General features: G+C 62.9%; 24 protein-coding genes. 10 read left to right on the top strand and 14 right to left on the bottom strand.

Annotated features, from left to right (window positions below):
• Positions 1–33: 33 nt before the first annotated feature.
• The 6 genes from AC1DWQ_RS07985 to AC1DWQ_RS07960 all read right to left on the bottom strand — a co-directional run bounded on the left by AC1DWQ_RS07985 (position 34) and on the right by AC1DWQ_RS07960 (position 6,242).
• On the bottom strand, positions 34–1,056 hold the full coding sequence (locus tag AC1DWQ_RS07985; RefSeq protein ID WP_477669163.1) for an ABC transporter substrate-binding protein: 1,023 nt from the start codon (positions 1,054–1,056) through the stop codon (positions 34–36).
• A 61-nt stretch (positions 1,057–1,117) separates the two neighbouring features.
• The gene (locus tag AC1DWQ_RS07980; protein ID WP_477669162.1) at positions 1,118–2,161 is read right to left on the bottom strand and encodes an ABC transporter ATP-binding protein; all 1,044 of its coding nucleotides are present in this window, start codon (positions 2,159–2,161) and stop codon (positions 1,118–1,120) included.
• Positions 2,154–3,209: a sensor histidine kinase gene (locus tag AC1DWQ_RS07975; RefSeq protein ID WP_477669161.1), complete on the bottom strand. Its 1,056-nt coding sequence runs from the start codon at positions 3,207–3,209 to the stop codon at positions 2,154–2,156. Before AC1DWQ_RS07975 ends, AC1DWQ_RS07980 begins: the two co-directional genes overlap by 8 nt.
• A complete protein-coding gene (locus AC1DWQ_RS07970; protein ID WP_477669160.1) occupies positions 3,206–3,892 on the bottom strand; it encodes a response regulator transcription factor in 687 nt (228 codons plus the stop codon). The genes AC1DWQ_RS07975 and AC1DWQ_RS07970 overlap by 4 nt, the downstream gene beginning before the upstream one ends.
• A gap of 216 nt (positions 3,893–4,108) precedes the next feature.
• Positions 4,109–4,894 (bottom strand): MipA/OmpV family protein, encoded by a 786-nt coding sequence (locus AC1DWQ_RS07965; protein WP_477669159.1) that lies wholly within the window; start codon positions 4,892–4,894, stop codon positions 4,109–4,111.
• 112 nt (positions 4,895–5,006) lie between these two features.
• Positions 5,007–6,242, bottom strand: coding sequence for an MFS transporter (locus tag AC1DWQ_RS07960; protein ID WP_477669158.1), 1,236 nt, complete (start codon positions 6,240–6,242; stop codon positions 5,007–5,009).
• A gap of 141 nt (positions 6,243–6,383) precedes the next feature.
• On the opposite strand from AC1DWQ_RS07960, the gene AC1DWQ_RS07955 reads away from it, so the two are divergent.
• Positions 6,384–7,229 (top strand): AraC family transcriptional regulator, encoded by an 846-nt coding sequence (locus tag AC1DWQ_RS07955; RefSeq protein ID WP_477669157.1) that lies wholly within the window; start codon positions 6,384–6,386, stop codon positions 7,227–7,229.
• Between the two features lie 75 nt (positions 7,230–7,304).
• Here the strand turns inward: AC1DWQ_RS07955 and AC1DWQ_RS07950 are convergent, their stop codons facing one another.
• Positions 7,305–7,895, bottom strand: a complete 591-nt coding sequence (locus AC1DWQ_RS07950; protein ID WP_477669156.1) for a hypothetical protein — start codon at positions 7,893–7,895, stop codon at positions 7,305–7,307.
• A gap of 330 nt (positions 7,896–8,225) precedes the next feature.
• On the opposite strand from AC1DWQ_RS07950, the gene AC1DWQ_RS07945 reads away from it, so the two are divergent.
• On the top strand, positions 8,226–9,041 hold the full coding sequence (locus AC1DWQ_RS07945) for a CAP domain-containing protein (RefSeq protein ID WP_477669155.1): 816 nt from the start codon (positions 8,226–8,228) through the stop codon (positions 9,039–9,041).
• A gap of 27 nt (positions 9,042–9,068) precedes the next feature.
• Here AC1DWQ_RS07945 and AC1DWQ_RS07940 read toward each other — a convergent pair whose 3' ends face one another.
• The 4 genes from AC1DWQ_RS07940 to AC1DWQ_RS07925 form a co-directional block, all read right to left on the bottom strand.
• Positions 9,069–9,815, bottom strand: coding sequence for a hypothetical protein (locus AC1DWQ_RS07940; RefSeq protein ID WP_477669154.1), 747 nt, complete (start codon positions 9,813–9,815; stop codon positions 9,069–9,071).
• Positions 9,816–9,878: 63 nt separating this feature from the next.
• Complete coding sequence (locus tag AC1DWQ_RS07935) at positions 9,879–10,241, bottom strand: carboxymuconolactone decarboxylase family protein (protein ID WP_477669153.1); 363 nt, start codon at positions 10,239–10,241, stop codon at positions 9,879–9,881.
• Entirely contained in the window at positions 10,238–10,462 is a 225-nt protein-coding gene (locus tag AC1DWQ_RS07930; RefSeq protein ID WP_477669152.1) for a hypothetical protein, read from the bottom strand. The genes AC1DWQ_RS07935 and AC1DWQ_RS07930 overlap by 4 nt, the downstream gene beginning before the upstream one ends.
• 202 nt (positions 10,463–10,664) lie before the next feature.
• Positions 10,665–12,089 carry a coniferyl aldehyde dehydrogenase gene (locus tag AC1DWQ_RS07925; protein WP_477669151.1) on the bottom strand — a complete coding sequence of 475 codons (1,425 nt, stop codon included), beginning with the start codon at positions 12,087–12,089 and terminating at the stop codon, positions 10,665–10,667.
• A gap of 211 nt (positions 12,090–12,300) precedes the next feature.
• On the opposite strand from AC1DWQ_RS07925, the gene AC1DWQ_RS07920 reads away from it, so the two are divergent.
• The 7 genes from AC1DWQ_RS07920 to AC1DWQ_RS07890 all read left to right on the top strand — a co-directional run bounded on the left by AC1DWQ_RS07920 (position 12,301) and on the right by AC1DWQ_RS07890 (position 19,252).
• The gene (locus AC1DWQ_RS07920) at positions 12,301–13,296 is read left to right on the top strand and encodes a DnaJ C-terminal domain-containing protein (RefSeq protein WP_477669150.1); all 996 of its coding nucleotides are present in this window, start codon (positions 12,301–12,303) and stop codon (positions 13,294–13,296) included.
• Positions 13,293–13,607 carry a chaperone modulator CbpM gene (locus AC1DWQ_RS07915; protein WP_477669149.1) on the top strand — a complete coding sequence of 105 codons (315 nt, stop codon included), beginning with the start codon at positions 13,293–13,295 and terminating at the stop codon, positions 13,605–13,607. Before AC1DWQ_RS07920 ends, AC1DWQ_RS07915 begins: the two co-directional genes overlap by 4 nt.
• A gap of 77 nt (positions 13,608–13,684) precedes the next feature.
• Complete coding sequence (locus tag AC1DWQ_RS07910; protein WP_477669148.1) at positions 13,685–14,785, top strand: DNA alkylation repair protein; 1,101 nt, start codon at positions 13,685–13,687, stop codon at positions 14,783–14,785.
• 178 nt (positions 14,786–14,963) lie between these two features.
• Entirely contained in the window at positions 14,964–15,470 is a 507-nt protein-coding gene (locus tag AC1DWQ_RS07905; protein WP_477669147.1) for a CreA family protein, read from the top strand.
• Between the two features lie 110 nt (positions 15,471–15,580).
• A complete protein-coding gene (locus AC1DWQ_RS07900; protein ID WP_477669146.1) occupies positions 15,581–16,300 on the top strand; it encodes a glutathione binding-like protein in 720 nt (239 codons plus the stop codon).
• Positions 16,301–16,359: 59 nt separating this feature from the next.
• Positions 16,360–18,252 carry a PAS domain-containing hybrid sensor histidine kinase/response regulator gene (locus tag AC1DWQ_RS07895; RefSeq protein ID WP_477669609.1) on the top strand — a complete coding sequence of 631 codons (1,893 nt, stop codon included), beginning with the start codon at positions 16,360–16,362 and terminating at the stop codon, positions 18,250–18,252.
• 286 nt (positions 18,253–18,538) lie between these two features.
• A complete protein-coding gene (locus AC1DWQ_RS07890; RefSeq protein ID WP_477669145.1) occupies positions 18,539–19,252 on the top strand; it encodes a YebC/PmpR family DNA-binding transcriptional regulator in 714 nt (237 codons plus the stop codon).
• A 36-nt stretch (positions 19,253–19,288) separates the two neighbouring features.
• Here AC1DWQ_RS07890 and AC1DWQ_RS07885 read toward each other — a convergent pair whose 3' ends face one another.
• The 3 genes from AC1DWQ_RS07885 to AC1DWQ_RS07875 form a co-directional block, all read right to left on the bottom strand.
• Positions 19,289–20,221, bottom strand: coding sequence for a histone deacetylase family protein (locus tag AC1DWQ_RS07885; protein ID WP_477669144.1), 933 nt, complete (start codon positions 20,219–20,221; stop codon positions 19,289–19,291).
• A 274-nt stretch (positions 20,222–20,495) separates the two neighbouring features.
• Entirely contained in the window at positions 20,496–23,096 is a 2,601-nt protein-coding gene (gene clpB, locus AC1DWQ_RS07880) for an ATP-dependent chaperone ClpB (protein WP_477669143.1), read from the bottom strand.
• A gap of 147 nt (positions 23,097–23,243) precedes the next feature.
• Positions 23,244–23,726, bottom strand: a complete 483-nt coding sequence (locus AC1DWQ_RS07875) for a molybdenum cofactor biosynthesis protein MoaE (RefSeq protein ID WP_477669142.1) — start codon at positions 23,724–23,726, stop codon at positions 23,244–23,246.
• 318 nt (positions 23,727–24,044) lie between these two features.
• Here AC1DWQ_RS07875 and dapA point away from each other — a divergent pair, with 318 nt between their 5' ends.
• On the top strand, positions 24,045–24,956 hold the full coding sequence (dapA, locus tag AC1DWQ_RS07870) for a 4-hydroxy-tetrahydrodipicolinate synthase (protein ID WP_477669141.1): 912 nt from the start codon (positions 24,045–24,047) through the stop codon (positions 24,954–24,956).
• Positions 24,957–24,966 lie beyond the last annotated feature (10 nt).

The following is a 24,966-nucleotide window of genomic DNA, read 5'->3' as shown; positions in this document are numbered from 1 at the left end:
AAGGTTGTCAGCGTCACGTCGCTGCCGCGTAGATCACTTGGCCTGGTTGAAGACCTTGCGTTCCCAGTTGAGGATCAGTTGCCGGCGAACCGCCGCTTGCCCGTACTTGGCGTAGTCGTAATCAATCAGCTTGATTTTCTTGAAGTCGGGAACACGGGGGTCCATGGGAGTTGCCTTGTTGGAGGGCAACTGGAACTGCTTGACTGCGGCACCAAATTGCTGCGCGCCCGGCGTGAGAGCCCATTCGTAAAATTTCCTGGCATTCGCCAGATTGCGCGCGCCCTTGATGATGGACATGGAGCCTACCTCGACGCCGGTGCCATCGGCGGGCGTGACGGCATCCACCGGAAAGCCCTGCGCCTTTTCACCGGTGACGTCATGGACAAAACTGATGGAAACCGATGCCTCGCCACGGGCAACCGCCTTGATGGGCCCCACGCCCGAGCGTGGATAAGTGCTCACGTTTTTATGCAGTGCCGAGAGATACTCGAATGCTTTTTCCTCCCCCATCATTTGCACCAGCGTGGCGATCATGGTGTAGGCCGTTCCGCTGGCACGGGGGTCCGCGACCAGAATCTCGCCTTTGTATTCCGGCTTGAGAAGATCCGCCCAAACCTTGGGAGCCGGCAGTTTTCTTTTGGCCAGAAGTTCCGTGTTGTAGCCGAAGCCCAGTGGCCCGGAGTAAACGCCGACGGTCTTGAAGCCTGATTGCTCCGCCTGTTTTTGCGCCCAGGCATGCAACTGGGGCAATGACGGGGACTTGTATTCCAGCGTCAGGTTCTGTTCCGCGGCCAGCATATGCGGGTCACCCGTGCCACCAAACCAGAGATCGGTCTTGGGGTTGGCACGCTCGGCGGTGATCTGCGCCAGCGCTTCACCCGATCCTTTCAGCGTCATGTTGACCTTGATGCCGCTGGTCTTGCCAAAGGTGGTTTGCATCAGGTTGCACCAGTCCGCCTGGGCGGCGCAGATGATATTGACCTCCCCTTCCTGGGCAAACACCGGAAGTCCGAGGGCCAGCAGCAAGGGAGCTGCGAAGAGTGCTGTCTTTTTCACGTTAATCTCCTGAAGGATGGGCGGCGAGGCCCGATTGAATGCGTGCAGTGTGTTGATGTGTTCAGTCAAAGGGCATCACCACACTCACCCCTTGTGCGCCCAGATGCACGCTGACCGGCGAGCCCACCTGGCGGACCAGTGTCTCGCTTTGCACCAGGACCATCAATGTCCCCAGTGCGGTCAGCACGTGGTACTCGGTGTTGCGCCCCAGGTAGGCGTGTGAGAGAACTTTTCCGGGCAGGCCTTCTCCGCTGGCGGGTGCCAGCCGCCAGGCATGCGGGCGCACCACGAGGCGGACTTTTCCCTGCCGCCGCGTCAGTCCGGGCGCGATGCGCAGGGGCCCCAGCTGAATCGCGCCGGATGCATCAGCCTGGGCGTCAAACATCACGGCGTCTCCCATGAAGGCCGCAACGAATTCGCTGTGCGGCGTCTCATAGACTTCCTGCGGTGTGCCCACCTGCGTGACCTGTCCTTCATGCATCACCACCACGGTGTCGCTGACCGCCATGGCTTCGCCGTGGTCATGCGTCACGTACAGCACGGTCAGCCCCAGGTTTTGCTGAAGGGCGCGTATGTCCTCCCGAATCTGGCGCCGCAAACCCGCATCCAGATTGGACAGCGGTTCATCCAGCAGCAACACCTTCGGCTGCAACGCAAGCGCCCGGGCCAGGGCCACACGCTGCTGCTGCCCCCCGGACAACACAGCGGTGTTGCTCCCGGCGCTGGTCTGCAGCCCCACCATGCCCAGCGCAGCCCGCGCGCGCTCGTCACGCTCGCGCGGGTGCAGTCCCAGCATGCGCAGCCCGTAACGCACGTTGTCCAGTACGTTGAGATGCGGAAACAAGGCGTAGCTCTGGAACACCATGCTGATGGGACGTTGTTCGACGCCCATGTCGGTCACATCCACCCCGTCGAGCAGGACCCGGCCCGAGGTGGGCCGTGCCAGTCCCGCCACCATTCGCAACAGGGTCGTCTTGCCACAACCGGACGGCCCCAGCAAGGTCGTCAGTTGCCTGGACGGTATGCGCAAGTGGATATTGCACAGGGCACGGACCCCATTGGGAAAGGTCTTGCTGATGGACTGGAACTGGACGGCGCTACTCATGGGGCACTTCCTGGGGCCACCGGACGACAGCATCCACCCCCACCACATGGTTGTCTTGCACGCGGTTGAACAAATCCACTCCGGCGTTCATCGACAGTGCAATCTGGCGGCAAATTGACAACCCCAGGCCGACGCCAGAGGTTCCCGACGATGACTGGAAAGGCTCGAACAGGCGGGCCTGGACAGCTTCATCCATGCCGCCACCGTTGTCCCAGATCAGCAGTTCGGTTTCGCTGGGCAAAGCCCGAATCACCAGGCCCAGAGCGCCGCCCTTGGGCGTGTGCTGAATAGCGTTGGACATCAGGTTACGGATCAACTCTCCCAACAACCAGGGATCGGTGATCAGGCGCACCGGAATGGCCTGCATCGAGAAATCAAGTTTCTTGCGGGCCAGCAAGGGCGCAAATTCCATGACCACATCACGTGCGGTTGTGGCCAGGTCCACTTCAACCCAGTTGGCCCGGCGTACCAACTGTTCCATCTTGGCGACGGACAGCAACTGGCGGACCAGCTCACTGGAACGGTCCACGGTATTGAGCATCTTGGGCAGCGTTTCCCGCACGTCCAGCTGCCCGGACATGGCGCCCTGCAGCTGGGTGCGCAGCACCGCAAAGGGCGTACGCAACTGGTGGGAGGCATCGGCCAGAAACTTCTTTTGCTGATCCAGCGATTCCTGCTGCTGCTGCATCAGCCAATTGACCGTCCTGGCCAATTGCTGCAGCTCAACCGGCTGCTGATTCGTGACCGGCCGCAAGTCTTCCGTGCGGCGGCTGTCGAGCTCTTGCCCCAACACCACAACGGGTTTGAAGGCCTGGCGCAAAACCCACCACAGGCCGGCAGCAAACGCCAATACCTTGAACAGCCACCAAAGTCCTGCAGGCAATCCAAAGAGTGTCTGGGGATACGCCGCGCCCATCCAGTTCAAAAAGCACCAGGCCAACAGCAGCCCCAGCGACCAGGCCCAGACAAACAACCGGATTGATCGCCGGGCCCGCCATGGGCGCCAGACCGTCCATGACTTTCCCCGCAACAGGCTCACTGTTTTCACGGCTGATCCTGCCTTTCAGCCAGGGCATCATCCATCAGGTAGTAGCCAACCCCCCGCAGGGTGACAAGACTGGCTCCGGACCCCAGGATGCGTTTGCGTAACCGGTGCACCAGCACCTCAATGGCATCCGCACCAGCCGAGCCTTCGTCACCAAAGACGGTCTGGAGCAGGTCATCCTTGGCCACAGCCTTGCCGGGATGCATCATCAGCGCCTTGAGAAGGGCTAGTTCACGCCCCGACATTTCAAGCGGCAGTGCGCCGCGAAATACCTGTCCGTTGTCCAGGTCCAAGCGCAGGGTGCCACAGCGGAAATCTTCCACGCCCAGGCTGCGGCGCACCAGCGCCTTCAGGCGGGCCACCAGTTCTTCCACATCAAAAGGCTTGATCAGGTAGTCGTCCGCGCCGGAGTTCAATCCCAGCACCCGGTCCTCGACCGCGGTACGCGCCGTCATGACCAGTACGGGAAGCCGGGAACCTTCGTCCCTCAGGTGCTGCAGCAAATCCAGGCCATCCATGCCGGGCAGGCTCAGGTCGAGCAGGGCCGCATCAAACGGACGATGCCGTGCCATCACCAGCGCCTCTTTCCCGTCGGCACAGCAAACGACGTGGAACCCGCGGGCAACCAGCATGCGGCTGAGGGCGTCCACCAGATTCAGGTCGTCTTCAACCAGCAGGATATTCATGGAACGAATAATGCGGGAGGACGGACGGCTAAACCACCGAGGAAACGCCGACACCTGGTGAAAGCTCGGTGAAAGCTGGGAGGCAAAACGCAAAAATGCGGTGCGCCGGCACTCCCGGCAGCATGCACCGGCAAGCTGCGCCGCTAAAAACACGCCCTACAGGGGAAACAGGCGCCAGCTTTTCACGTCTGCGGCCGGATGACTCCGGACGCCGGGCTAGCGGAACCGATACGACACGGCGATAAACCCGGTGTCCTGCGTCCGGCGGCTGACCAGGGGACTGCCCTGAACCGAAGACCCCAACCACTTGCGACGCAGTTGCATCGTCAGCATCCAGGGATCACCGAGCGGCACATCGACCCCCAGGCCCAGCGTGGGCGCTGTCGAGGCGCCGGCGTTGTAGTTTGTAAACCCGCTGGCGGCTGACTCGGCCGGGGTCACACCGTAGAGGTAGTTGTTGTATTTGGCGCTGGTGTGTTCCAGCCCCACCTGCGGAAAGAACGACCAGCTGCCGACCTTGAACTCCGCCGCGTATGTGGCTTCCAGCAATGCACCGTGCGATTTGTTGGCGTCCACAAACGCGTTCACGAAAAACCCGCCGTAAGGCGTTTCCTGAAAGGTGCCTATGCCCAGCGGAATCGGTCGCTTGCGGTCCTTGAGTCCCGACAGCGCGGCGGTATCGGCGCGCCAGCCGTCCTGGCTGATGCGGCCGGAAAATTCCAGGTAGCCGTAGCCCATCCTTGCGGTTTTGATGCCCAGCGTGTCGACACGCGCAAAGAAGCGGCCATAGTCCGCATAAGCATAGGGCAGCAAGACGGTGTCGTTGCTCTTGCTGCGAATCACGCTTTGTGTGCCATACACGGCGCCGCCGATGTCGCCCGTCAGCTGGTATTTGAACGGGGCGGGTTGTGCCTGCACCATGCCCATAAATGCCAACCCAGCCAACGCAATGAGGACCACAGCCTGGGAAGCAGGAGAAGAAGCCCGGGTAAGACGTTTCATCGCATGCCTTCTTTCCGGAGATGATGCGATCCAGTATAGGACCGGGCAGGAAAAACTGCGCATCCGTCCTGCAGGCGCGTCGCGGGGCCGCGACACATCGAGCCCGGAATGCTCAGGCCGTGGCGAGTACCGTGCGGCGCACCCGGCGCACATTGAAGGCGCTGGCGATCAGCACCGCCTGCATCAGCGCCAGGCCCAGCAGGACGCCGCGGTAATAGCCATGGTCCATCATCGCGCCGAAGATCAGCGGCGACACGGCCTGGCCGATGTCCAGGCCTGCATACACCACGCCGTAAACCCGGCCCGAGGCGTTTTCGGGGGTTGAGCGCTTGACCAGCAGGTCACGCGACGGCCCGGCGATGCCGGTGGCGAAGCCCATGATGCCGAACAGCACAGGCACGACCCATGCGGGATAGCTGCCTGCGGCCAGCAGCACCGCCACGGCAGCCGCCGCACCAAACCCGATGCCCACAATGCGCTCGCAGCGCGCGGGATCCGATGCCAGGAAGCCGCCAAAAACCATGCCGCCCGCGCTGCACACCATATAAACCGTCAGGCAGATAGCCACCAGTGCGAGCGGCACGTTATGCAGGTGGCGCGCAGCTTCAGGTGCAAAAGCCTGCACCACGCTGAGAACGATGGCATACCAGAAGAAGAAAGAAAAACACATCCAGACGGCCGGTATCTTCAGAAAACCCAGACTGCTGTCGGCCGCGGGCGCGCCCTTGACCGGCGCCGCCATCGTGAGGGTGAGCTTGTCGCGGTTCATCACCAGCACCGCCAGCACGGCAAAAGCCAGCACACCGGCGGCAGCCAATGCCACACGCCACGAATAAGCAAACGTCAGCGTCACCACCACTGCGGGGGCCAGCGCCCAGCCCAGGCTGCCGGTGATGCCGTGCACGCTGTAGGCGTGGCCCAGGCGCGGCGCACTGACCTTGCGGTTCAGTAGCGTGTAGTCCACCGGGTGAAACACACCATTGCCGACACCGGCAATTACAGCAAAGCCGGCCAGCATCCAGTAGCTGGTGCTGATGGAATAACCAAAAGCCGCCACGCCCAGCAAACTCAGGCCGGCGAACAATATGGGGCGCGGGCCGAAGCGGTCGACGACAAAACCCGAGAGCGCCTGCACCGCGCACGACACCACAAAAAAGATCGTCATCAAAAACCCCAGCTCCGCATAGCTGACGCTGAACTCGTCCTTGAGCCAGGGAAACAGGGGCGCCAGCAGCAGCTGGCTGAAATGGCTGATCATGTGCGCCAGGCCCACCAGGCTGATCACGCTGGCGTCGGTGCGAAAAGGGACTGCAGCGGGCGCGTTCAGGGTCGTACTTGAAGTATTCATGGCGCTATCGTAGTATTGGCCAAGCCTTCTGAAATGCGACATAAAGCCATGTTTCATCGAATTTCGGACAAACCGCTTAATGACCTTCGTCCCTGCGATCACATCATCTGATTCAGGTGGATAGACCTTCCGACACGCCAGATGCCGCAACGTAAAGCCCCGCTTCATTTCGTGCCGGTGGGCGACACCGACAACTTCACGCCCAGCCGCCAGCGGCCAGTGCGCGTGCGGGCGCGGACGCTGGAAGCAGACACGCATTTCAAGCCCCATTCCCACGCCTGGGCGCAACTGGCCTACTGCTCCACGGGGGTGCTGCAGGTCACGGCTGAGCAGTCGGGCCATGCGGGCGGCGAAATCACCTACATCGTGCCGCCCTCCCGCGCGGTGTGGATCGCCCCTGGCGCGCAACATCACGTGACCGTGCTGGAGGCCGCCGAATTCCGCACGCTGTACCTCGACGCAAGCGCCACCCCGAAGGGCTGGACCGGTTGCCGCGTATTGGTGGTTTCGCCGTTACTGCGTGAGTCCATCCACGCGCTCGACGCGGCCACCCCGGAGCGGCCGCTGCCGGCCACTCGCGAACAACTTCTTTCCAGCCTGGTGCTGGACGAGCTCGCAGGCGCCGACACCCAGGCGCTCGGCGTGCCCATGCCGCATCCGCAAACCGGGGACAAGCGGCTGCGCGCCCTGTGTGAAGCCGTGCTGCGCGCACCATCAGAGCGGGCCACGCTGGCCGAATGGGCCGCCGATACTGGCGCCAGCGAACGCACGGTGGCCAGGCTTTTTCGCGACGAACTGGGCCTGAGCTACCAGCAATGGCGCCAGCAGGCCATCCTTGCCCACGCCCTGCCCCTGCTCACACGCGGGCAATCGGTCAGCACCGTGGCGGCGGCCAGCGGTTATGCCAGTGACAGCGCCTTCACCGCGATGTTCAAAGCCGCCATGGGCCAGCCACCCAGTCATTTTCAAAGTAAAAACAGGCTGTAAGGCAATGAGGGCAAGCGCAAGCAGCTATCAAAAAAGTAGCACCTTCAAGTAACCGACAGTGCGTTGGCTCGCAACCTACAGATCCCCGGCCGCCTGCCAGAGGGTTAGCGAGCCGATCGTGGGAAGCCACAGGAGGAACTTCTGGCGGTGGCTTTCGAAAGGCTCACCCAGCGGCGACCGCGGATCCTCGCTCAGCGCGTAAGCCATGCCTTCGACAAACCATTGAGGTTTGAGCAGCAGATAGAGCGTGCCAAGACGCTCGGCCTGCAAATAGTGGATCAGCTCATGCCGAACGTAAAACGGCTTCCAGAACGGCTTCCAGGCGCGCGGCCCCACAACGGTGCCGAAAGTACCCAGGGTGACGGCCGAACGCATCCCCAGGCCGAAAGCATCGGCGCACGCCTGTGTTGAGCAAAAGACCATCTTCGGCATACCCTGGATCGCACCGACCCTGGCAGACACGAAGGCCATGCCCTCCGCATGCAGCCGGGCAGCCTCTTCAAATCGGGCTTTGTCGTCCACACACACCGAGGTGCTGAAGCATGAAACACCGGACAGTTCCGGCGCGATCACCCGCACGGGCCTGACGGCAAACCACGCCACTACCGGTACAAGCGCCAGCATGGCCAGCAGGCGAACTTTGAAGGAAGGACGACTCAGGCGCATGCGAAGCAGGTCAAGCGGCAGGTTTGAGGCATTGGGCAGGCGTTGAGTACAGGCAGTCAGGATGTTTCGCAAATCCTGACCGGCGTCAGGTGACCGAAGTTTAGCGGCCCGTTCAGCGGTGAAAAGTCATCCTCCCAATTGCGAACTAAATTCACCTTCCGGCCCTTGGAGATGAGCGCAAGCGGCTATCAAAACAATAGCACTCCACGTCAGCCGTACAACAGCACGCCACCGGGCCCGGCTGGTTATCATGGCCCGATGAACTTCCTCAGCGCAGCAAGAAAAACCGGCAGGAGATGGGGTCACGCGACGGCTTCAATGGCTGTTGTCATGTTTGCAACCACAGGCCATGCCCAGGCGCCTGCCGAGCCGCACCCCACGCTGCTGCGCGAACTGAACCGGGTACGGGAGGACGGTTGCGACGGGCGCGGCGCCAAGGTTTCCCTGCTGCGTGAAAACAGCGTCCTGTCGCGGGCGGCGCAGCTCATGGCCAGCGGCCGCACGATGGACGAGGCACTGAAAGCTGTCGACTACCGCGCGGTGCGGGCCGCGCAGATTGCCGTACGCGGCGCAACGGGCCCCTCAGCGCTCGCGCGCAGGACCCTGGGCAAATCATGCAGCGCGGTGATGCACGCCGAGCTCGCTGAAGCCGGCTTCTACCAGCGCGGGGCGCAAACCTGGGTGGTGCTGGCCGCGCCCTTCTCGCCCCCGGCTGCGGCCCAGGCCGGCGATGTACAGGCACGGGTGCTGGCACTGGTCAATGAAGCGCGCTCCAGGCCACGCCGTTGCGGTACGCAGGCCTTCGCGGCCGCAGGGCCGCTGCAATACAGCCCCGTGTTGTACAGCATCGCCGGGGGGCATGCCGCAGACATGGCGCGTTACAGCTACTTCAGCCACACCGGGCGCGATGGCAGCGATGTGGCCAGCCGCGCAACACGCGCAGGCTACGGCTGGAAAGCCATCGGCGAGAACATCGCCGCGGGGCAGATGCAGGCCGACACCGCCGTGCAGGGCTGGTTGAACAGCCCCGGCCATTGCGCCAACATCATGGCGCCGGCGTATACCGAGATGGGCACGGCCTTTGCGGTCAACATCCAAAGCAGCGCCGGTATTTACTGGGTGCAGGTATTCGGGGCGCAGCGGTAAGTCGCCCTTGCCCGGGGCCCGCAGCTTTCAGCGTTTTTCAAACGCCGCGTTAAGGCGGCGCAGCAAGGGCTTGTTCAGCTCGCGCGTGTGCCTGTTCCAGCGCTCCATGGACCGCTGCAGCTCAATCTGCAGGCGTGCGCTGGTGGCGGTATCCCCGTTCATCGCGGCCCAGATGGCGTATTCAGCGCGGCTTTCAAAGCTGCCGAAACGGTCCACGGCGGATTCAAACTCCGCTTTCGCGTCCACACCCCTGCCGGCGCCGCCCAGCGCCTGGGCAAGCAGCAGCGACACCAGCTCCGCGCGAAAGGCGGGGTCGGTCTTGCGGATGAATTCAAGGTGGGTAATCGCCTCGGGATAACGCTCGCAGGCGAAATAGGCCCTTGAGGCGCCCAGCCGGATTTCCAGGTCGGAGGCGAACGGGCCCTTGAGGCATGCGTCGTAACTCTGCGCAGCCTCCAGCGCCTGGCCGGCTTCGAGCAGCGCGGAGGCAAGCCGCATCTGGTTCTGCGCGGTGGGCGTGTAGTCAAACGCGGCGTGTGCTTCCCGCAGCTCGCGCGTCGGGTCCAGTGTTTTTGCGGCTGCGGCCACGACCTTGCGCGCGCCGCGCTCCAGCCGCGAGTCGGGCAGGTAGACCGCCAGGAAGTAAACGAGGCTGCCCAGCATGGGAAACGAAAACAGGATGATCAGCCAGTACATCTGCTGGCCGCTGCGCAAGGCATGGACGGCAAAGAACACCGCCACAATGAAATGAAGTCCCAGTCCAACAAAAGGCATGGCCCATCCCTCCAGTTATTTTTGGGGGATTCTAAAGGGGCGTCAAGGAATGGGCCAGACCTTTCAGTTACCAGCAGGAAGCACTGTCTCGTCCCCGTCGCCATCGAACAGGCGCAAGGCGAGCAGGCCGTGCCCCACGCTGGCGCCTGCCCGCACAGCCGCCGCAATCAGAACCACTTCCGCCAGCTCCTCGCGGGTCACGCCCAACCGCCTGGCCGCACGGGTGTGCACGTCCAGGCAATAGCCACATTGGGTGGTAAGCGCCACGGCCAACGAAATCAGCTCCCGCACACGTGGCTCAAGATGGCCGCCTTCGCGCTTGGCCGCATGGTCAAACGCGAGGAAAGCCTGGGCTTCCACAGGTGCCAGCCGCACGAAGGCTGGCGCCAGTTGCAGGTCTTGGGGTGACTGGTAACCGGCGCTCATGGCTGGCCTTTGCTGTCCGCTGGCCTGTGGCGCCGTGCGATGGTTTCAAACAGGCCAACAAGCCAGCACATGGGGCAGCCGCGCATCAACACCAGCGCACCCGCCAGAGGAAGCACCGCCCACAGGGGATGCACCTGGAAAACCAGGGCGGCACATGCGAGCAGGGCCAGCGCGCCTATCCCGCGCAACACATGCTGGGTGACCGAAGTGCTACAGAACACGGGCGCCTCCGGTGGATGCGGTGCCACCCATGGTGCCGCCCCGCGCACAGGCGGAAAGATTTCGTTGCGGAAAAAACATCAGGAGCTCCTTGTCGGTGGTTGATACCGGCAAAGAGGCCCGCATTCGGCAAAAGGATTCGGGTTTCCTCAAAGAAATTTGAACGGCGCCGTCACCAGAACGCCAATCCCTTCAGGTCAAACCTCAGATCAGGCGCTTGAGCAAGCCCATCACCTGGTCAAACCGTTTTCCATAAGGCGGATAAAACAGGTCTCCCCTCGCCCACTTTGACTGCACCAGCACCGGCTTTTGCTGCGTCAGCCGCAGAAAACCGGTTTCGCCGTGGTAGCTGCCCCAGCCGCTGTCGCCCACGCCGCCGAAAGGCAGGTTCTCGTGCGCGATGTGCATCAGCGTGTCGTTGACAGTGACGCCGCCGCTCACGGTGCGCGCCAGCACATGGTCGCGAGAACCGGTGTCGGTGCCGAACCAGTACAGCGCCAGCGGCCTGGGGCGGGCGTTGACATAGCCAATCGCGTCATCGATCGACGCATAGGGAATCACCGGCAGGATGGGGCCGAAGATTTCCTCGCTGAGCAGTTTCGAGCCGGCGGGTACATCGAACACCAGCACCGGCGCCATCTGCCGCGACGCCGCGCCCACACCGGGTGCACCGGCCTGGAGGGTTTGCAGGCGCGCGCCCTCGCCTTCAGCCTGGGCCAGCAGCGCCTGCAGGCGTTCATGGTGGCGCGGGCTGATGATGGCGGCGTAATCGGGGTTGCCAGCAATGGTGGGGAACAGCGTGGACACGGCGCGCGCAAAGGCTTCGCCAAAGGCCGTCTCGCTGCCTTTCGGCAGCAGCACGTAATCGGGTGCGATGCAAGTCTGGCCGGCGTTCAGCAATTTGCCGTGGGCAATCTTGATGGCAGCCTTGTCGATGTCGCAGGACGCGTCGATGATGCAGGGCGATTTGCCGCCCAACTCCAGCGTGGTGGGCGTGAGGTTGGCGGCCGCCGCTTCGGCGACCTTGCGGCCCACGGCGGTGGAGCCGGTGAAAAACAGGTGGTCAAACGGCAGCCCGGCAAATTCGGCGGCCAGGGCGCCGTCGCCCTGCACCACGCACAGCTCGTCAGGTGCGAAGGATTGTTCAATCAGGGTTGCCAGCAAGGCAGAAGTTTTCGGCGTCAGCTCACTGGGCTTGAGCATGACGCGGTTACCAGCCGCCAGCGCGGTGATGACAGGCCCAAGCGACAGCTGCACCGGGTAGTTCCACGGCGACACCACGCCCACCACACCCAAGGGCTGGCGCTGCAGGTAGGCCCGCGCGGGCTGCAAGTACAGCGGCGTGCGCACCTTCACGGGTTTCATCCACTTTGGCAAATGCCGGAGGGTACTGGACAGCAGCGAGCGCAGCACAAAGATGTCGGCGATTTCGGTCAGCTGGGGCGACCGCACGCCGAAGTCGGCATTGACGGCCTGGGCCAGCGCGCTGCCGTGCTCGTCCAGTAAGGTACGGATGCGCAGCAGGCGTTCCCGCCGCAGGGCCAGCGGCACCTCGGGCTGCGCGCGGCTGGCCTGGTGCTGGGCTTCAAACAATGTTCGAAGGACGGACGGAGGTGTGCTGGAACTCATCCGGCCATGATAGGGGCCACAGGGGCAGCGCAGTAGGGACGCAACTCCAGCAGCACTGCGGGTTGACCCTGAGGTACTTGACCCCATTTGCAGACTTGATGCAGAACCTATTGACGGTCTAAACGGGTTCTCAGGCATTTGACTGACAACCGCGCCGGCACTTATCCGCTATGGTGACTGGCAGGTAAACCATCCCTGATGAAAGTGTTTCATGGAATTCAAGGATTACTACAAGGTCATGGGCGTAGAGCGCAGTGCCACGCCCGACGAGATCAAAAAGGCACACCGCAAGCTGGCACGCAAATACCATCCCGACGTCAGCAAGGAAAAAAACGCCGAGGCACGCTTCAAGGAAATCGCCGAAGCCTACGAGGTGTTGCGCGATCCTGAAAAGCGCACCGCTTACGACCAACTGGGCGCCAACTACCAGGCCGGGCAGGACTTCCGCCCGCCGCCGGGCTGGAACCCGGGGCAGGCCTCGGGGGGTGCCGCCGGCGCTCCCCATTTTGGCGGAGCCGAAGGTTTTGACCACAGCGACTTTTTCGACGCGATCTTCCGCGGCATGGGCGGAGGGCCGCAAGGCCGGGGTGGTTTTGACGATATGCGCGGCAGCCGAAGCTTTGACATGCATGGCCAGGACCAGCACGCCAAAATCCAGATCGACATCGGCGACTCCTACAGCGGCGCCACGCGCAAGCTGCAGTTGCGCATGCCGATGGAGAGTGAAGCCGGCGTGACGATGCAGGACCGCAGCATCGAGTTCGTCATCCCCAAGGGCATACGCGCAGGCCAGCACATTCGCCTGGCGGGCCAGGGCTCTCCCGGTATGGGTCAGGGCAACCCGGGCGACCTTTACCTGGATGTTGAATTTCTGCCGCATGCCCTGTACCGTGCCGAGGGCCATGACGTGTATATGAATCTGCCCGTCGCGCCATGGGAAGCCGCGCTGGGCGCCGAGGTGGAAGTGCCCACGCCCACCGGCGAGGTGGAGCTGAAAATCCCGGCGGGCTCTGCCGGCGGGCGCAAGCTCAGGCTCAAGGGGCGCGGGCTGCCGGGCAAGACCCCGGGAGATTTTTATTTTGTGCTGCAGGTGGTCCTGCCGGCCGCGGACACGGATGCGGCAAAGAAAGCGTACGAAGACATGGCGGCGGCATTCAAGGCCTTCAGGCCGCGCGCCGCCCTGCAAACCTCGGGAGCCAAGGCATGAACACCCCCACCCGCTACCTCGCCGGCTTCATCCTGGAAGACCAGGATGAACTCACCCTTGACGATCTCTGCCGGGCCTGTGCCGCGCAGTCGGAGCTCATCGTGGACCTGGTACACGAAGGCGTGCTGGCGCCGATGGGAGAGGCTCCTGAGGTTTGGCGCTTCACCGGCGTGCACTTGCACCGCGCCACCGTGGCCGTGCGCCTGCAGCGCGACCTGGGGGTTAACCCAGCCGGTGCGGCGCTGGCACTGGAACTGATGGACGAACTGGACAACCTGCGCCGACAGCTACACCGTCTGCAGGACAACTGACCCACTGGCGCGGGCAATCTTTTATATAGGACAGATCATGGCGCTCGCTGCCAAAGCAGCATGGGAGAATTCGCGCCATGTCCACCGAAGCCGCGCCCGCCCTGAAAAACATCTTCGACAAGGCGCGCTATCGCCACATCGCGGCAGAAACCGCCGTGGTCTACCCACGTTTTGACAGCAAAAAGTTTCTCTCGCTCGCGCTGCCCGGCCTGGACGACCTTTCGCTGATGCAGCGCCTGCGCCGCACCAGCGAATGCCTGCACGCCACGCTGCCCGACGACTACCCGAAAACCATTGCCATCCTGCGCAAGCTGGCCCCGCGCATCAACAGCGGCTTTGTCACCCTGGTGCTGCCTGACTATGTGGGCCTGTATGGGCGCGATGATTTCGACACCTCCATGGAGGCGCTGAAGTTTTTCACCGCCTTCGGGACCTCGGAGTTCGCGATCCGCGAATTCGTCCGCCAGGATCCTGCGCGCACGCTGGCCGTGATGAAGACCTGGGCCAGGGACGAAAGCGAGCACGTGCGGCGCCTGGCCAGCGAAGGCAGCCGCCCTCGCCTGCCCTGGTCTTTCAGGCTGGATGCGCTGATGGCCGATCCGGACCTTGCCGCACCCATCCTGGATGCGCTCAAGGCCGACAGCAGCCTCTACGTACGCAAGTCGGTGGCCAACCACCTCAACGACGTCACCAAGCTGCACCCCGACTGGGTGCTGGAGCGCCTGAAGAGCTGGCCACTAGACAACCCGCACACTGCGTGGATTGCCCGGCACGCGCTGCGCACACTGATCAAGCAGGGCGACAGGCAGGCGCTGGGTGTGATCGGCGCCGGTAAAAAGGCGGACGTCGGCATCACCGGTTTGTCCATCACCCCCAAGAAACTCACCCTGGGCGAGCGGATGGCACTGTCGTTCACGCTGCAATCCACCTCGCGCCAAAGTCAGCGGCTGGTGGTGGACTACGCGGTGCACTACGTCAAGAAATCGGGCAGCAGCTCGGCCAAGGTATTCAAACTCAAGGAGTTGACGCTGGCCGCCGGCGAAAGCGTGCAGCTGTCACGCAGCCAGGTCGTGCGCGACTTCACCACCCGCGTGCACCATGCCGGGCGGCATGCGGTGGACATCATGGTCAACGGGGAATGCCTCGCGAGCGGGCATTTTGACCTGGTGAAGACCTGAAATGGCTACAACCCAATAGGGACGCGCGCCAGTAGCTATCAAATGTATAGCTATCCAATATACTAGCCTGACACAGGGCCGCGCAGCCCAGGCACCTGGCGGCGGGCTTTGTACAGTAGCTACCTGACGCCCTTCCGCCACCCTTCCGATTCCCATACCAAGCACCAAGGACATGTTCATGCGCCCACTCACCCTGCAACGATTCAGCCCCGCCTATTGCGCCCTCAGCCTGGTGCTGCTTCTGTCCGCCTGCGGAGGCGCCGGCGGTGAAGAGATCGGCGCGGTCGACACGGTCTTCAAATTCATCGGACCGGACCACAAGATCGTGGTGGAAGCCTATGACGACCCCAAGGTGAGCGGCGTCACCTGTTATGTCTCGCGCGCCAAGACGGGCGGTATCAAGGGCGCATTCGGCGTGGCCGAAGACAAGGCCGAAGCCTCGATAGCCTGCCGGCAGACCAGCGTGATCAGTTTCCCGGGAGGCAAACCCATCGAGAAGCAGGAAGAAATGTTCAGCGAACGCATTTCGCTGGTCTTCAAAAAGCTGCGTGTGGTGCGCATGGTGGACACCAAACGCAACACCCTCGTTTACCTCACCTATTCCGACCGCGTGATCGAAGGTTCGCCGCAGAACAGCGTGACAGCGGTTCCGGTGCCTGCGGGCACGGTGATACCGGTGAAGTAAAGGGCCGGCCACGGTCTTCACGGCTGGCGGGCCTGAATACCCACGCGGACCGCCGGGACTAGCGGGCTGCGCCTTCAGCATTTTCACTTTTGACAACAGAATTTCGACCCATGACCCAAACCACCGCCACCTCCCTGACCGATTTCCCCATCACCCGGAAATGGCCCGCCCAGCATCCTGACCGCATCCAGCTGTATTCGCTGCCCACGCCCAATGGCGTCAAGGTATCGATCATGCTGGAAGAGTGCGGCCTGCCCTACGAGCCGCACCTCGTCGACTTTGGCAGCAACGACCAGACGTCGCCGGCCTTTATGTCGCTGAACCCGAACAACAAGATCCCGGCCATCCTTGACCCCAATGGGCCCGGCGGCAAACCACTCGGTCTGTTCGAGTCCGGCGCCATCCTGATTTACCTTGCCGAAAAAACCGGGAAATTCCTGCCGGCGGATGCCGCGGCCCGTTACGAAACCATCCAGTGGCTGATGTTCCAGATGGGCGGGATCGGCCCGATGTTTGGCCAGCTCGGCTTTTTCCACAAGTTTGCCGGCAAGGACTATGAAGACAAGCGCCCGCGCGACCGCTATGTCGCCGAATCCAGCCGCCTGCTGGGTGTGCTGAATCAGCGGCTCGAAGGCCGCAGCTGGATCATGGGCGACGACTACACCATTGCCGACATCGCCACCTTCGGCTGGGTGCGCAACCTGATCGGGTTTTATGGCGCCGGTGAGCTGGTGGAAATCCAGAAATTTCCCAACGTGACGCGCGTGCTCGACGCGTTTGTGGCGCGCCCTGCGGTCGTCAAGGGGCTGGGCATACCCGCGCGCGGCTGACGCTCCCACGCGAATACGGCGGACAGGCCGGGATGGTCAAAGTGGCTATCATGGCGGGCATGTCCGCCAAGCCAGCTCCTACCCCGGAACAGATTACAACGGATCGCTTTCGCCTGCTGGTGGATGCGGTGCAGGACTACGGCATCTTCATGCTCGACACCGCGGGCAACGTGATGTCATGGAATATCGGCGCCCAGCGCATCAAACAGTACCGCGCCGACGAGATCATCGGCCGCAATTTCTCCACCTTTTACCCCCCTGAGGCCGTCGCCGCCGGATGGCCCGCCGAGGAGTTGCGCCGCGCGGAAAGAGATGGGCGCTTCGAGGAAGAAGGCTGGCGCATCCGCAAGGACGGCAGCCGTTTTTGGGCCAATGTCGTCATTACCGCGCTCAGGGACGAGAACGGACAACTCGCCGGCTTCGGCAAGGTCACACGCGACCTCACGGAACGCCGGGCTCACGAGGAAGCGCTGCGCGAGAGCGAAGAACGCTTCAGGTTCATGATCGAAGGGGTGCGGGACTACGCGATCTTCATGCTCAGCCCCGACGGCGTGATCGAGAGCTGGAACAGCGGCGCGCAGCTCATCAAGGGCTACAGCCCGAGCGAAGTCATCGGCAAACATTTCAGCCTGTTTTACCGTCCTGAAGACCTTGAGGCCGGCAAACCCCAAGCCGAACTGAAGGCGGCCCTGGAGTATGGCCGGGCTGAAGAAGAAGGCTGGCGCGTTCGGCGGGACGGCTCGGTGTTTTGGGCCAATGTGGTGATTGCCCCGGTGTATGACACGGGCCGGCAACTGCGCGGCTTTGTCAAAGTCACACGCGACATGACCGAAAGGCGGCGCCTGCACGAGCTGGAAAAATCCAGCAAGCGCATGAGCGAGTTCCTGGCCATGCTGGCGCACGAGCTGCGCAACCCGCTGGCCCCCATCCGCAACGCCATCACCATCCTGCAACTGGAACCCTCCCCCAGCCCGCTGGTTCGAAGCAGCCGCGACATGATCGACCGGCAGCTCACGCACATGACACGCCTGGTCGACGACCTGCTCGATGTCGGGCGGCTGACCACCGGCAAGATCCGGTTCAAGGCGGAGCAGGTTTCCTACAACCAGGTGGTGGCCCGCTCCATTGAGGCCGTGCGCCCCTTGTTTGATGCGCGGCGCCACCGCCTGAAGGCAGACATCCCGGCCGCGTCGCCGCTGGTGCAGGGAGACGCCACACGGCTTGCGCAGGTCCTGCAGAACCTTCTGGTCAATGCCGCAAAGTACACCCCCGAGGCGGGCCTGATCGAGCTGAAAGTCTGGCAAGAGGGCACGCAGCTCTACACCTCGGTCCACGACAACGGGCTGGGTCTGTCGTCCCAGGCGCTCAGCCAGATCTTCGAGCTGTTCTCCCAGGGCGACGCGCAGACCGCCGCGCGGGAAAGCGGGCTGGGCATCGGTCTGACGCTGGCACGCTCCCTGGTGGAAATGCACGGCGGCGCACTGCATGCTGAAAGCGAGGGCCCCGGCCGCGGCAGCACATTCACTTTTTTCCTGCCCAATGCGCAGACAGGCGTGCACGGCACCGATGACGCAAGCGGTCCGGGCGCAGCCATCCTGGTGGTGGACGACAACCGCGATGCAGCCAACAGCCTGGCGGAAATTCTCAGGCTGATGGACTGCCAGGTGAAAGTGGCCTATGACGGCCCCGCTGCGCTGGAGATGTTTCGCCAGCAGGCACCCCAGGCCGTTTTGCTGGACCTCGGCATGCCGGGAATGAACGGCTACGAGGTGCTGGCAGCCCTGCGCGCCCTGCACGGCGGCGAGCAGGTGACGGTCGCGGCCCTCACCGGCTTTGGCACGGACGAAGACAAAAGCCGCGCGCTGGCCGCCGGGTTCGACGAGCACCTCACCAAGCCGCTGGACTTTACCGCCCTGCAGGCATTTCTGCAGACCGCCGGCGTGGTGGTTTGAGCGTTTGGGCGGCCGGGAAGGCTGTTTTTACCCATTTTCAGGAACAAAAAGGCCTGCAGCCTAATAACAACGTGCGCCAGCAGCTATCAAATAGATAGCAACTCCAGGGATGCCAATGTGCCTGGCTCGCCCGCAAGCCCCGCCAGCAGGCCACTGTGGCCATGGGTGTATAACCAGAGCCCTCGGTTCCGCGCTTTTCCCCACCCCGCGCGTGGCCGCTCACCTCACATCAATAAGCATCAAGCCGGGCGCATGAAGCGCTGCGGCATACCAAGGAAGATCAAACATGGGCGCGCAGTGGAAAGCAAAAGGCAAGGAACTGGCCGCAAATGCCAAAGGCAAGGTATTTGGAAAACTGGCCAAGGAAATCATGGTGGCCGCGCGCAGCGGTGCCGACCCGTCATTGAACGCCCGCCTGCGGCTGGTGGTGGAGCAGGCCCGCAAGGTCTCCATGCCCAAAGACACGCTGGAGCGCGCGATCAAGAAGGGCGCCGGCCTCACCGGCGATGCGGTTCATTTTGAACACGTGATCTACGAGGGTTTTGCCCCGCACCGCGTGCCGGTCATGGTCGAATGCCTGACCGACAACCTGAACCGCACCGCATCCGAAGTGCGCGTGTTGTTTCGCAAGGGGCAGCTGGGCACTTCCGGCTCGGTGTCCTGGGATTTTGACCACGTGGGCATGATTGAAGCCGAACCTGCAGCAGCAGGCGCCGACCCCGAACTGGCCGCCATCGAAGCCGGGGCCCAGGACTTTGAGCCGGGCGAAGAAGAAGGCACCACCCTGTTCCTGACCGACGCTGTCGACCTTGACCTTGTGAGCCGCGCACTGCCGGCCCAGGGTTTCAGCGTGCTGTCGGCCAAACTGGGCTACAAGCCGAAAAACCCGGTCGATCCGGCAACCCTCAGCGCCGCCGACCTCGAGGAAGTCGAAGCCTTCCTGGCCGCCATCGATGCCAATGACGATGTGCAGACCATTTATGCGGGCTTGGGCAGCTAGGGCCTGGTTGTTTGCGTTCCGCGGGCGCGTCCCGTATCAGTTGCCCATCAGCGCACGCACGTGCGCCGCCGTGCCGCTGGCCAGGCCTTCCAGGCTGTAGCCTCCCTCGAGGACGGAAACCACGCGGCCGTCGGCGGTTTCATCGGCCACCTTCATGAGCTCCCGGGTGATCCAGTGGTAATCGTCGTCTGTGAACTTCAGGCCGCCCAGCGGATCCAGATGATGGGCATCGAAGCCCGCGGAGATGATCAGCAGCCCGGGTGCGAACCTGCGCAGGGCCGGCAACAACTGGTCGGTCATCGCGGCGCGGAAGGCGACTGACCCGGTGCCCCGCGGAAACGGCATATTCACGATGTTTCCGGCCACGCCGGTTTCATGGCGCGCGCCGGTGCCGGGGTAAAACTGCGATTGGTGGCAGGAACCGTAGAACAGGTCAGGGTCGTCGTAGAACGAGTTCTGCGTGCCGTTGCCGTGGTGCACGTCGAAGTCCACCACCGCAACACGCTGGATGCCGTGCCGCTGGCGCGCATGCAGCGCTGCAATGGCCGCCTGGTTGAACACGCAAAAGCCCATGGCCTGATCTGCCTCGGCATGATGTCCGCAGGGGCGGGTAGCGCAAAAAACGTTGCTCGCCTCCCTTGTCACCACATCGTCCACGCCGGCACAGGCTGCGCCCACGCAACGCATCACCGCCTCCAGCGAGCCCGGTGACAGGATGGTGTCACCGGCATCGAGCGCGCGGTAGCCCTCGGCCGGCGACACCGCCTGCACCTGCTCCACATAGCCGGGTGTGTGCACGTGGAGCACCTGATCGAACGAGCCCAGCGGCGCATCGCGCCAGAGCGCCTTCGCAAACTCCGGTGTCTTCAGTGCCTGCAGCACGGCTTCAAGACGCTCGGGCGACTCCGGGTGGTGCGGGCCGGGACGATGGTCGAAACAGGCTTCGTGGGTGTAGATCAGGGTGCTCATGGGCGTTTGTCTCCTTTGCAGCGCCGGCGCCGCCATGCAGCCGATGGCTTTCATGGCTGCGGGTTTTGTGCGGTCTCGTGAATGACTTTAACGGATCATGGCCGCAAGCGGCTCTGCCAGCCGCCCCAGACGGCGAGCAAGAAAAAGCCCGTTGCCTGCGTGCGCAGGAACGGGCTTTTGTCTTTTTCACATCAAAAATGGCCACTAGCCCCCGGCTGGCCGGCGCGAGCAGCTATCAATCCGATAGCAAGCTGCAGCGCCACCCAGCCCGGTCTCACCCGGCCGCCGCTTCGAAACTGAACACCCCCGGATTCTGGATCGGGTCCACATCGACCGGGATGGTGCTCTTGGGCGGGAACTTGCCTTCAAGCAGCAACTTCGACAGCGGGTTTTCAATGCGCTGCTGAATCGCACGCTTGAGCGGACGCGCGCCAAACACCGGGTCGAACCCGACCTTGGCGAGCTCGGCAATCGCCGCTTCCGACACCTCCATGTTGAGGTCCATCTTCTGCAGGCGTGCTATCAGCGTACGCAGCTGGATGCGGGCGATGGACTCGATGTTTTTCGCGTCGAGCGAATGGAACACCACGGTCTCGTCGATACGGTTCAGGAACTCGGGCCGGAAGTAGTTCTTCAGCTCGCCCTCTACCGCCTCTTTCACATCCTCATACGGCTGTCCCACCATGGACTGGATGATTGGCGAGCCGATGTTGCTGGTCATCACGATCACGGTGTTCTTGAAGTCCACGGTGCGGCCCTGACCGTCGGTCAGGCGGCCATCGTCCAGCACCTGCAGCAGCACATTGAAGACATCGGGGTGGGCTTTTTCCACCTCATCGAGCAGCAGGACGCTGTAGGGCTTGCGGCGCACTGCTTCGGTCAGGTAGCCGCCTTCTTCATAGCCGACATAACCCGGGGGCGCGCCAATCAGGCGTGCCACGGAATGCTTTTCCATGAACTCGCTCATGTCGATGCGGATCAGGTGGTCTTCGCTGTCGAACAAAAAGCCGGCCAGCGCCTTGCACAGTTCGGTCTTGCCGACACCGGTGGGGCCCAGGAACAGGAAAGACCCCGTAGGCCGGTTCGGGTCGGAAAGACCCGAACGCGAGCGGCGGATGGCATTGGCCACGGCGCCGATGGCTTCGTCCTGGCCGACCACGCGCTCGTGCAGCTTGCCTTCCATGAGCAGCAGCTTGTCGCGCTCGCCCTGCATCAGCTTGCTGACGGGAATGCCGGTGGCGCGCGCCACGACCTCCGCGATCTCTTCAGCGCCGACCTGGGTGCGCAGCAACGTGGGCGCATTGGACTTTCCCTTGCTGGCTTCGCTAGCCTGCGCTTCTTTGAGGCGCTTTTCCAGCTCGGGCAGCTTGCCGTATTGCAGCTCGGCGACTTTGTTGAAGTCGCCCTTGCGGGTGAATTCCTCAATCTGGAAGCGGATGCGGCCGACTTCTTCCATCACGTCCTTGGAGCCGAGCGCCTGGGCTTTTTCGGCCTGCCAGATTTCATCGAGATCGGATATCTCCTTTTGCAGCTTGGCGATCTCCTCTTCAATCAGGTCGAAGCGCTTTTTCGAAGACTCGTCTTTTTCGCGGCGCACGGCTTCGCGCTCGATCTGCAACTGGATCAGGCGGCGGTCGAGTTTGTCCATGACCTCGGGCTTGGAGTCCATCTCTATCTTGATCTTGGCCGCGGCTTCATCGATCAGGTCGATGGCCTTGTCGGGCAGGAAACGGTCAGTGATGTAGCGGTGGCTCAACTCGGCCGCGGCCACGATGGCCGGGTCGGTGATCTGCACGCCGTGGTGCTCTTCGTATTTCTCTTGCAGGCCACGCAGGATGGCAATCGTCGCCTCCACGCTCGGCTCGCCCACCAGGATTTTCTGGAAGCGGCGCTCCAGCGCAGCGTCTTTTTCGATGTACTTGCGGTATTCGTCGAGCGTGGTGGCACCCACGCAATGCAACTCACCGCGGGCCAGCGCGGGTTTGAGCATATTGCCCGCGTCCATGGCGCCCTCTGCCTTGCCGGCGCCCACCATGGTGTGCAGCTCGTCAATGAAGACGATGGTCTGGCCTTCGTCTTTGGCGAGTTCATTGAGCACGGTTTTCAGGCGCTCTTCAAACTCGCCGCGGAACTTGGCGCCGGCCAGCAGTGCGGCCATGTCCAGGCTCAGCACACGCTTTCCCTTGAGCGAATCGGGCACCTCACCCGCGACGATTCGCTGGGCGAGGCCCTCGACGATGGCAGTCTTGCCGACGCCAGGCTCCCCGATCAGCACCGGGTTGTTTTTGGTTCGGCGCTGCAGCACCTGGATGGCGCGGCGGATTTCATCGTCGCGGCCGATCACCGGGTCGAGCTTGCCCAGGCGGGCGCGCTCGGTCAGGTCCATGCAGTATTTCTTGAGGGCTTCGCGCTGGCCTTCGGCGTCGGCGCTGTTCACGCCCTGCCCGCCGCGCACGGCGTCGATCGCCGCTTCAAGCGCCTTGCGGGTCAGGCCGTTTTCTTTGGCCAGCCGGCCCACGTCGCTCTTGCTGTCGGCCACGGCCAGCAGGAAGAGCTCACCGGCGATGAACTGGTCGTTGCGCTTGATGGCTTCTTTTTCGGTGGCCTGCAGCAGCCTGGCGAGATCAGGGCTGACCTGGATCTGGTCCTGGCCCTGCACCCGCGGCAGTTTTTTAACGGCTGCATCAGCAGCCTGCGTGAGGCCGCCCACGTTGACGCCGGCTTTTTCCAGCAGGGCACGCGGGCCGTCTTCCTGGCGGAGCATGGCGGCCAGCAGGTGAACCGGCTCGATATAGCCGTTGTCGTTGCCCAGCGCGAGGGACTGCGCATCGCTCAGGGCTTCCTGGAATTTGGTGGTTAATTTGTCTTGTCGCATTGAATTTGACTCCGCAAAGGGGCTCGGGGCTCACGAAGGAGCGGTTATTGCCGAGTTTGGGGCTTTTGCGCGCCTTTTCAAGTCATTCAGCCGCAAGCACGGCAAGCCATTGGGCCGCGTTTGATGTGCGTCAAGCCCACGCCGGCCTCAGGCGTTGCTGGCGCTGATGCCCCATTTCGCCAGCGCCGCGTCGTCGCTGACCCGGGCATCCACCCAGCGGGCGCCTTCCGGCGTTTCTTCTTTCTTCCAGAACGGCGCCTGGGTTTTCAGGTAGTCCATCAGGAATTCGCAGGCCTTGAAGCTTTCGCCGCGATGGGCTGACACTACGGCCACCATCACCACCTGGTCCAGCGGCTGCAGCAGGCCGACGCGGTGGATGACGCGGGCGCCAAAAATATCAAAACGCGACATCGCCTCATCGATCATGGCCTCGATGGCTTTTTCGGTCATGCCCGGGTAATGCTCCAGTTCCATGCTGCTGACGCTCAGGCCGTCATTGCGGTCCCGAACCGTGCCGGTGAAGGTGCAGACGGCGCCGACGCGCTTGTCGTTTGAGCGCAGCGCGGCAACTTCATCGGCGAGGTTGAAGTCATCGGTGGTGATCAGGACGCGGGGGGAAGACTGGGCCATAGTGGCAATTTTGCCACTGGGCCACGCAGGCCGGTGCATATTCAATGCCGAAACAGTGCCACAGCCCGGCCCCTCAAGTAATATGGCAGCATGACTGGCCACATTCACCTTCTTGCCAACCGGACGCCCGACAGCGCCCGCGGGTTTGAGGCGTGCGCCAGCAAATCGAAAAAACCGTTGCTCATTTGACCGGGGCTGCGGTTCCGTCGTCGAATGAGCGATGGAACCGCCGGTTACTTTTCCAGAGTCTTTTGCGGACACCTTCACTTGTTCTGATGACGGCCTTTTTAGCCGGTCAGTTTTTTGGGATGTGTCTTCATGCAAACAGCGCTCAATGCCGATCAGGCAAATCAAGCCACTCAGGCAACTCACGATTTCTCGGGACTCTGGATCCCGCTCGTTACCCCGTTTGACCAGGACAAGGTCGACTACGGTGCCTTGAAACGCCTGGTAGCGCACTACCAGGCCAGCGGCATCGCCGGGCTGGTGGTATGCGGCTCTACGGGTGAAGCTGCCGCGCTCAGCGATGAAGAGCAACTTGATGTGCTGCAAACCGTGATGGCCGAAGCCCCTGACCTGCCGGTGATCATGGGTTTGTCTGGCTACCACCTGGGTAAAACGGCTGCGCGCGTTCGTGCTTTGAGCCCACTGAACCTCGCGGGCATCTTGCTGCCGGCGCCCAGCTATATCCGGCCCTCGCAGGCGGGCCTGGTCGAGTGGTTTACCACCCTGGCCGATGCCAGCGCGGTGCCGGTGGTGCTTTACGACATTCCCTACCGCACGGGCAGCCAGATGGCGCTTGAGACCATCCGGGCGCTGGCGGCGCACCCGCGCATACAGGCCGTCAAGGATTGCGGGGGTGACACGGCGAAAACGCGGGCACTGATCGCCGATGGGCAATTGCAGGTGCTGGCCGGTGAGGATGCAAACATCTTCACGACTGTGGCAGCAGGCGGCCGGGGCGCTATCGCGGCAGCGGCGCATTTGCATACGTCGCGATTTGCGGAAATTGTTCAGCGCCTTCGAGCGGGCGACGTGGCCGGGGCCGAGGCTTTGTGGAAACCGCTGCCGCCGCTGATTGAAGCCCTGTTTGCAGAACCCAATCCGGGCCCGCTCAAGGCATTGCTGGCGCGACAAAATTTGCTGCGTGACGAGTTGCGCAGCCCGATGACGCGCGCATCTGCGGCGTTGGTGGACCAGCTTGTGAAGCTGGATGCTCAGGTGGCCTGAGCCGCCGCGA

It is taken from the genome of Polaromonas sp. P2_G11, from assembly GCF_056403595.1.
Note: the sequence above shows the minus strand (reverse complement) of the source record. Positions and strands in the feature narration are given on the sequence as shown.

Coding starts and splice junctions, on each gene's coding strand:
- AC1DWQ_RS07980 (WP_477669162.1), bottom strand. CDS start 2,161: ATGAGTAGCGCCGTCCAGTTCCAGTCCATCAGCAAGACCTTTCCCAAT.
- AC1DWQ_RS07970 (WP_477669160.1), bottom strand. CDS start 3,892: ATGAATATCCTGCTGGTTGAAGACGACCTGAATCTGGTGGACGCCCTC.
- AC1DWQ_RS07965 (WP_477669159.1), bottom strand. CDS start 4,894: ATGAAACGTCTTACCCGGGCTTCTTCTCCTGCTTCCCAGGCTGTGGTC.
- AC1DWQ_RS07960 (WP_477669158.1), bottom strand. CDS start 6,242: ATGAATACTTCAAGTACGACCCTGAACGCGCCCGCTGCAGTCCCTTTT.
- AC1DWQ_RS07955 (WP_477669157.1), top strand. CDS start 6,384: ATGCCGCAACGTAAAGCCCCGCTTCATTTCGTGCCGGTGGGCGACACC.
- AC1DWQ_RS07950 (WP_477669156.1), bottom strand. CDS start 7,895: ATGCGCCTGAGTCGTCCTTCCTTCAAAGTTCGCCTGCTGGCCATGCTG.
- AC1DWQ_RS07945 (WP_477669155.1), top strand. CDS start 8,226: ATGTTTGCAACCACAGGCCATGCCCAGGCGCCTGCCGAGCCGCACCCC.
- AC1DWQ_RS07940 (WP_477669154.1), bottom strand. CDS start 9,815: ATGCCTTTTGTTGGACTGGGACTTCATTTCATTGTGGCGGTGTTCTTT.
- AC1DWQ_RS07935 (WP_477669153.1), bottom strand. CDS start 10,241: ATGAGCGCCGGTTACCAGTCACCCCAAGACCTGCAACTGGCGCCAGCC.
- AC1DWQ_RS07925 (WP_477669151.1), bottom strand. CDS start 12,089: ATGAGTTCCAGCACACCTCCGTCCGTCCTTCGAACATTGTTTGAAGCC.
- AC1DWQ_RS07920 (WP_477669150.1), top strand. CDS start 12,301: ATGGAATTCAAGGATTACTACAAGGTCATGGGCGTAGAGCGCAGTGCC.
- AC1DWQ_RS07915 (WP_477669149.1), top strand. CDS start 13,293: ATGAACACCCCCACCCGCTACCTCGCCGGCTTCATCCTGGAAGACCAG.
- AC1DWQ_RS07910 (WP_477669148.1), top strand. CDS start 13,685: ATGTCCACCGAAGCCGCGCCCGCCCTGAAAAACATCTTCGACAAGGCG.
- AC1DWQ_RS07905 (WP_477669147.1), top strand. CDS start 14,964: ATGCGCCCACTCACCCTGCAACGATTCAGCCCCGCCTATTGCGCCCTC.
- AC1DWQ_RS07900 (WP_477669146.1), top strand. CDS start 15,581: ATGACCCAAACCACCGCCACCTCCCTGACCGATTTCCCCATCACCCGG.
- AC1DWQ_RS07895 (WP_477669609.1), top strand. CDS start 16,360: ATGTCCGCCAAGCCAGCTCCTACCCCGGAACAGATTACAACGGATCGC.
- AC1DWQ_RS07890 (WP_477669145.1), top strand. CDS start 18,539: ATGGGCGCGCAGTGGAAAGCAAAAGGCAAGGAACTGGCCGCAAATGCC.
- AC1DWQ_RS07885 (WP_477669144.1), bottom strand. CDS start 20,221: ATGAGCACCCTGATCTACACCCACGAAGCCTGTTTCGACCATCGTCCC.
- clpB (WP_477669143.1), bottom strand. CDS start 23,096: ATGCGACAAGACAAATTAACCACCAAATTCCAGGAAGCCCTGAGCGAT.
- AC1DWQ_RS07875 (WP_477669142.1), bottom strand. CDS start 23,726: ATGGCCCAGTCTTCCCCCCGCGTCCTGATCACCACCGATGACTTCAAC.
- dapA (WP_477669141.1), top strand. CDS start 24,045: ATGCAAACAGCGCTCAATGCCGATCAGGCAAATCAAGCCACTCAGGCA.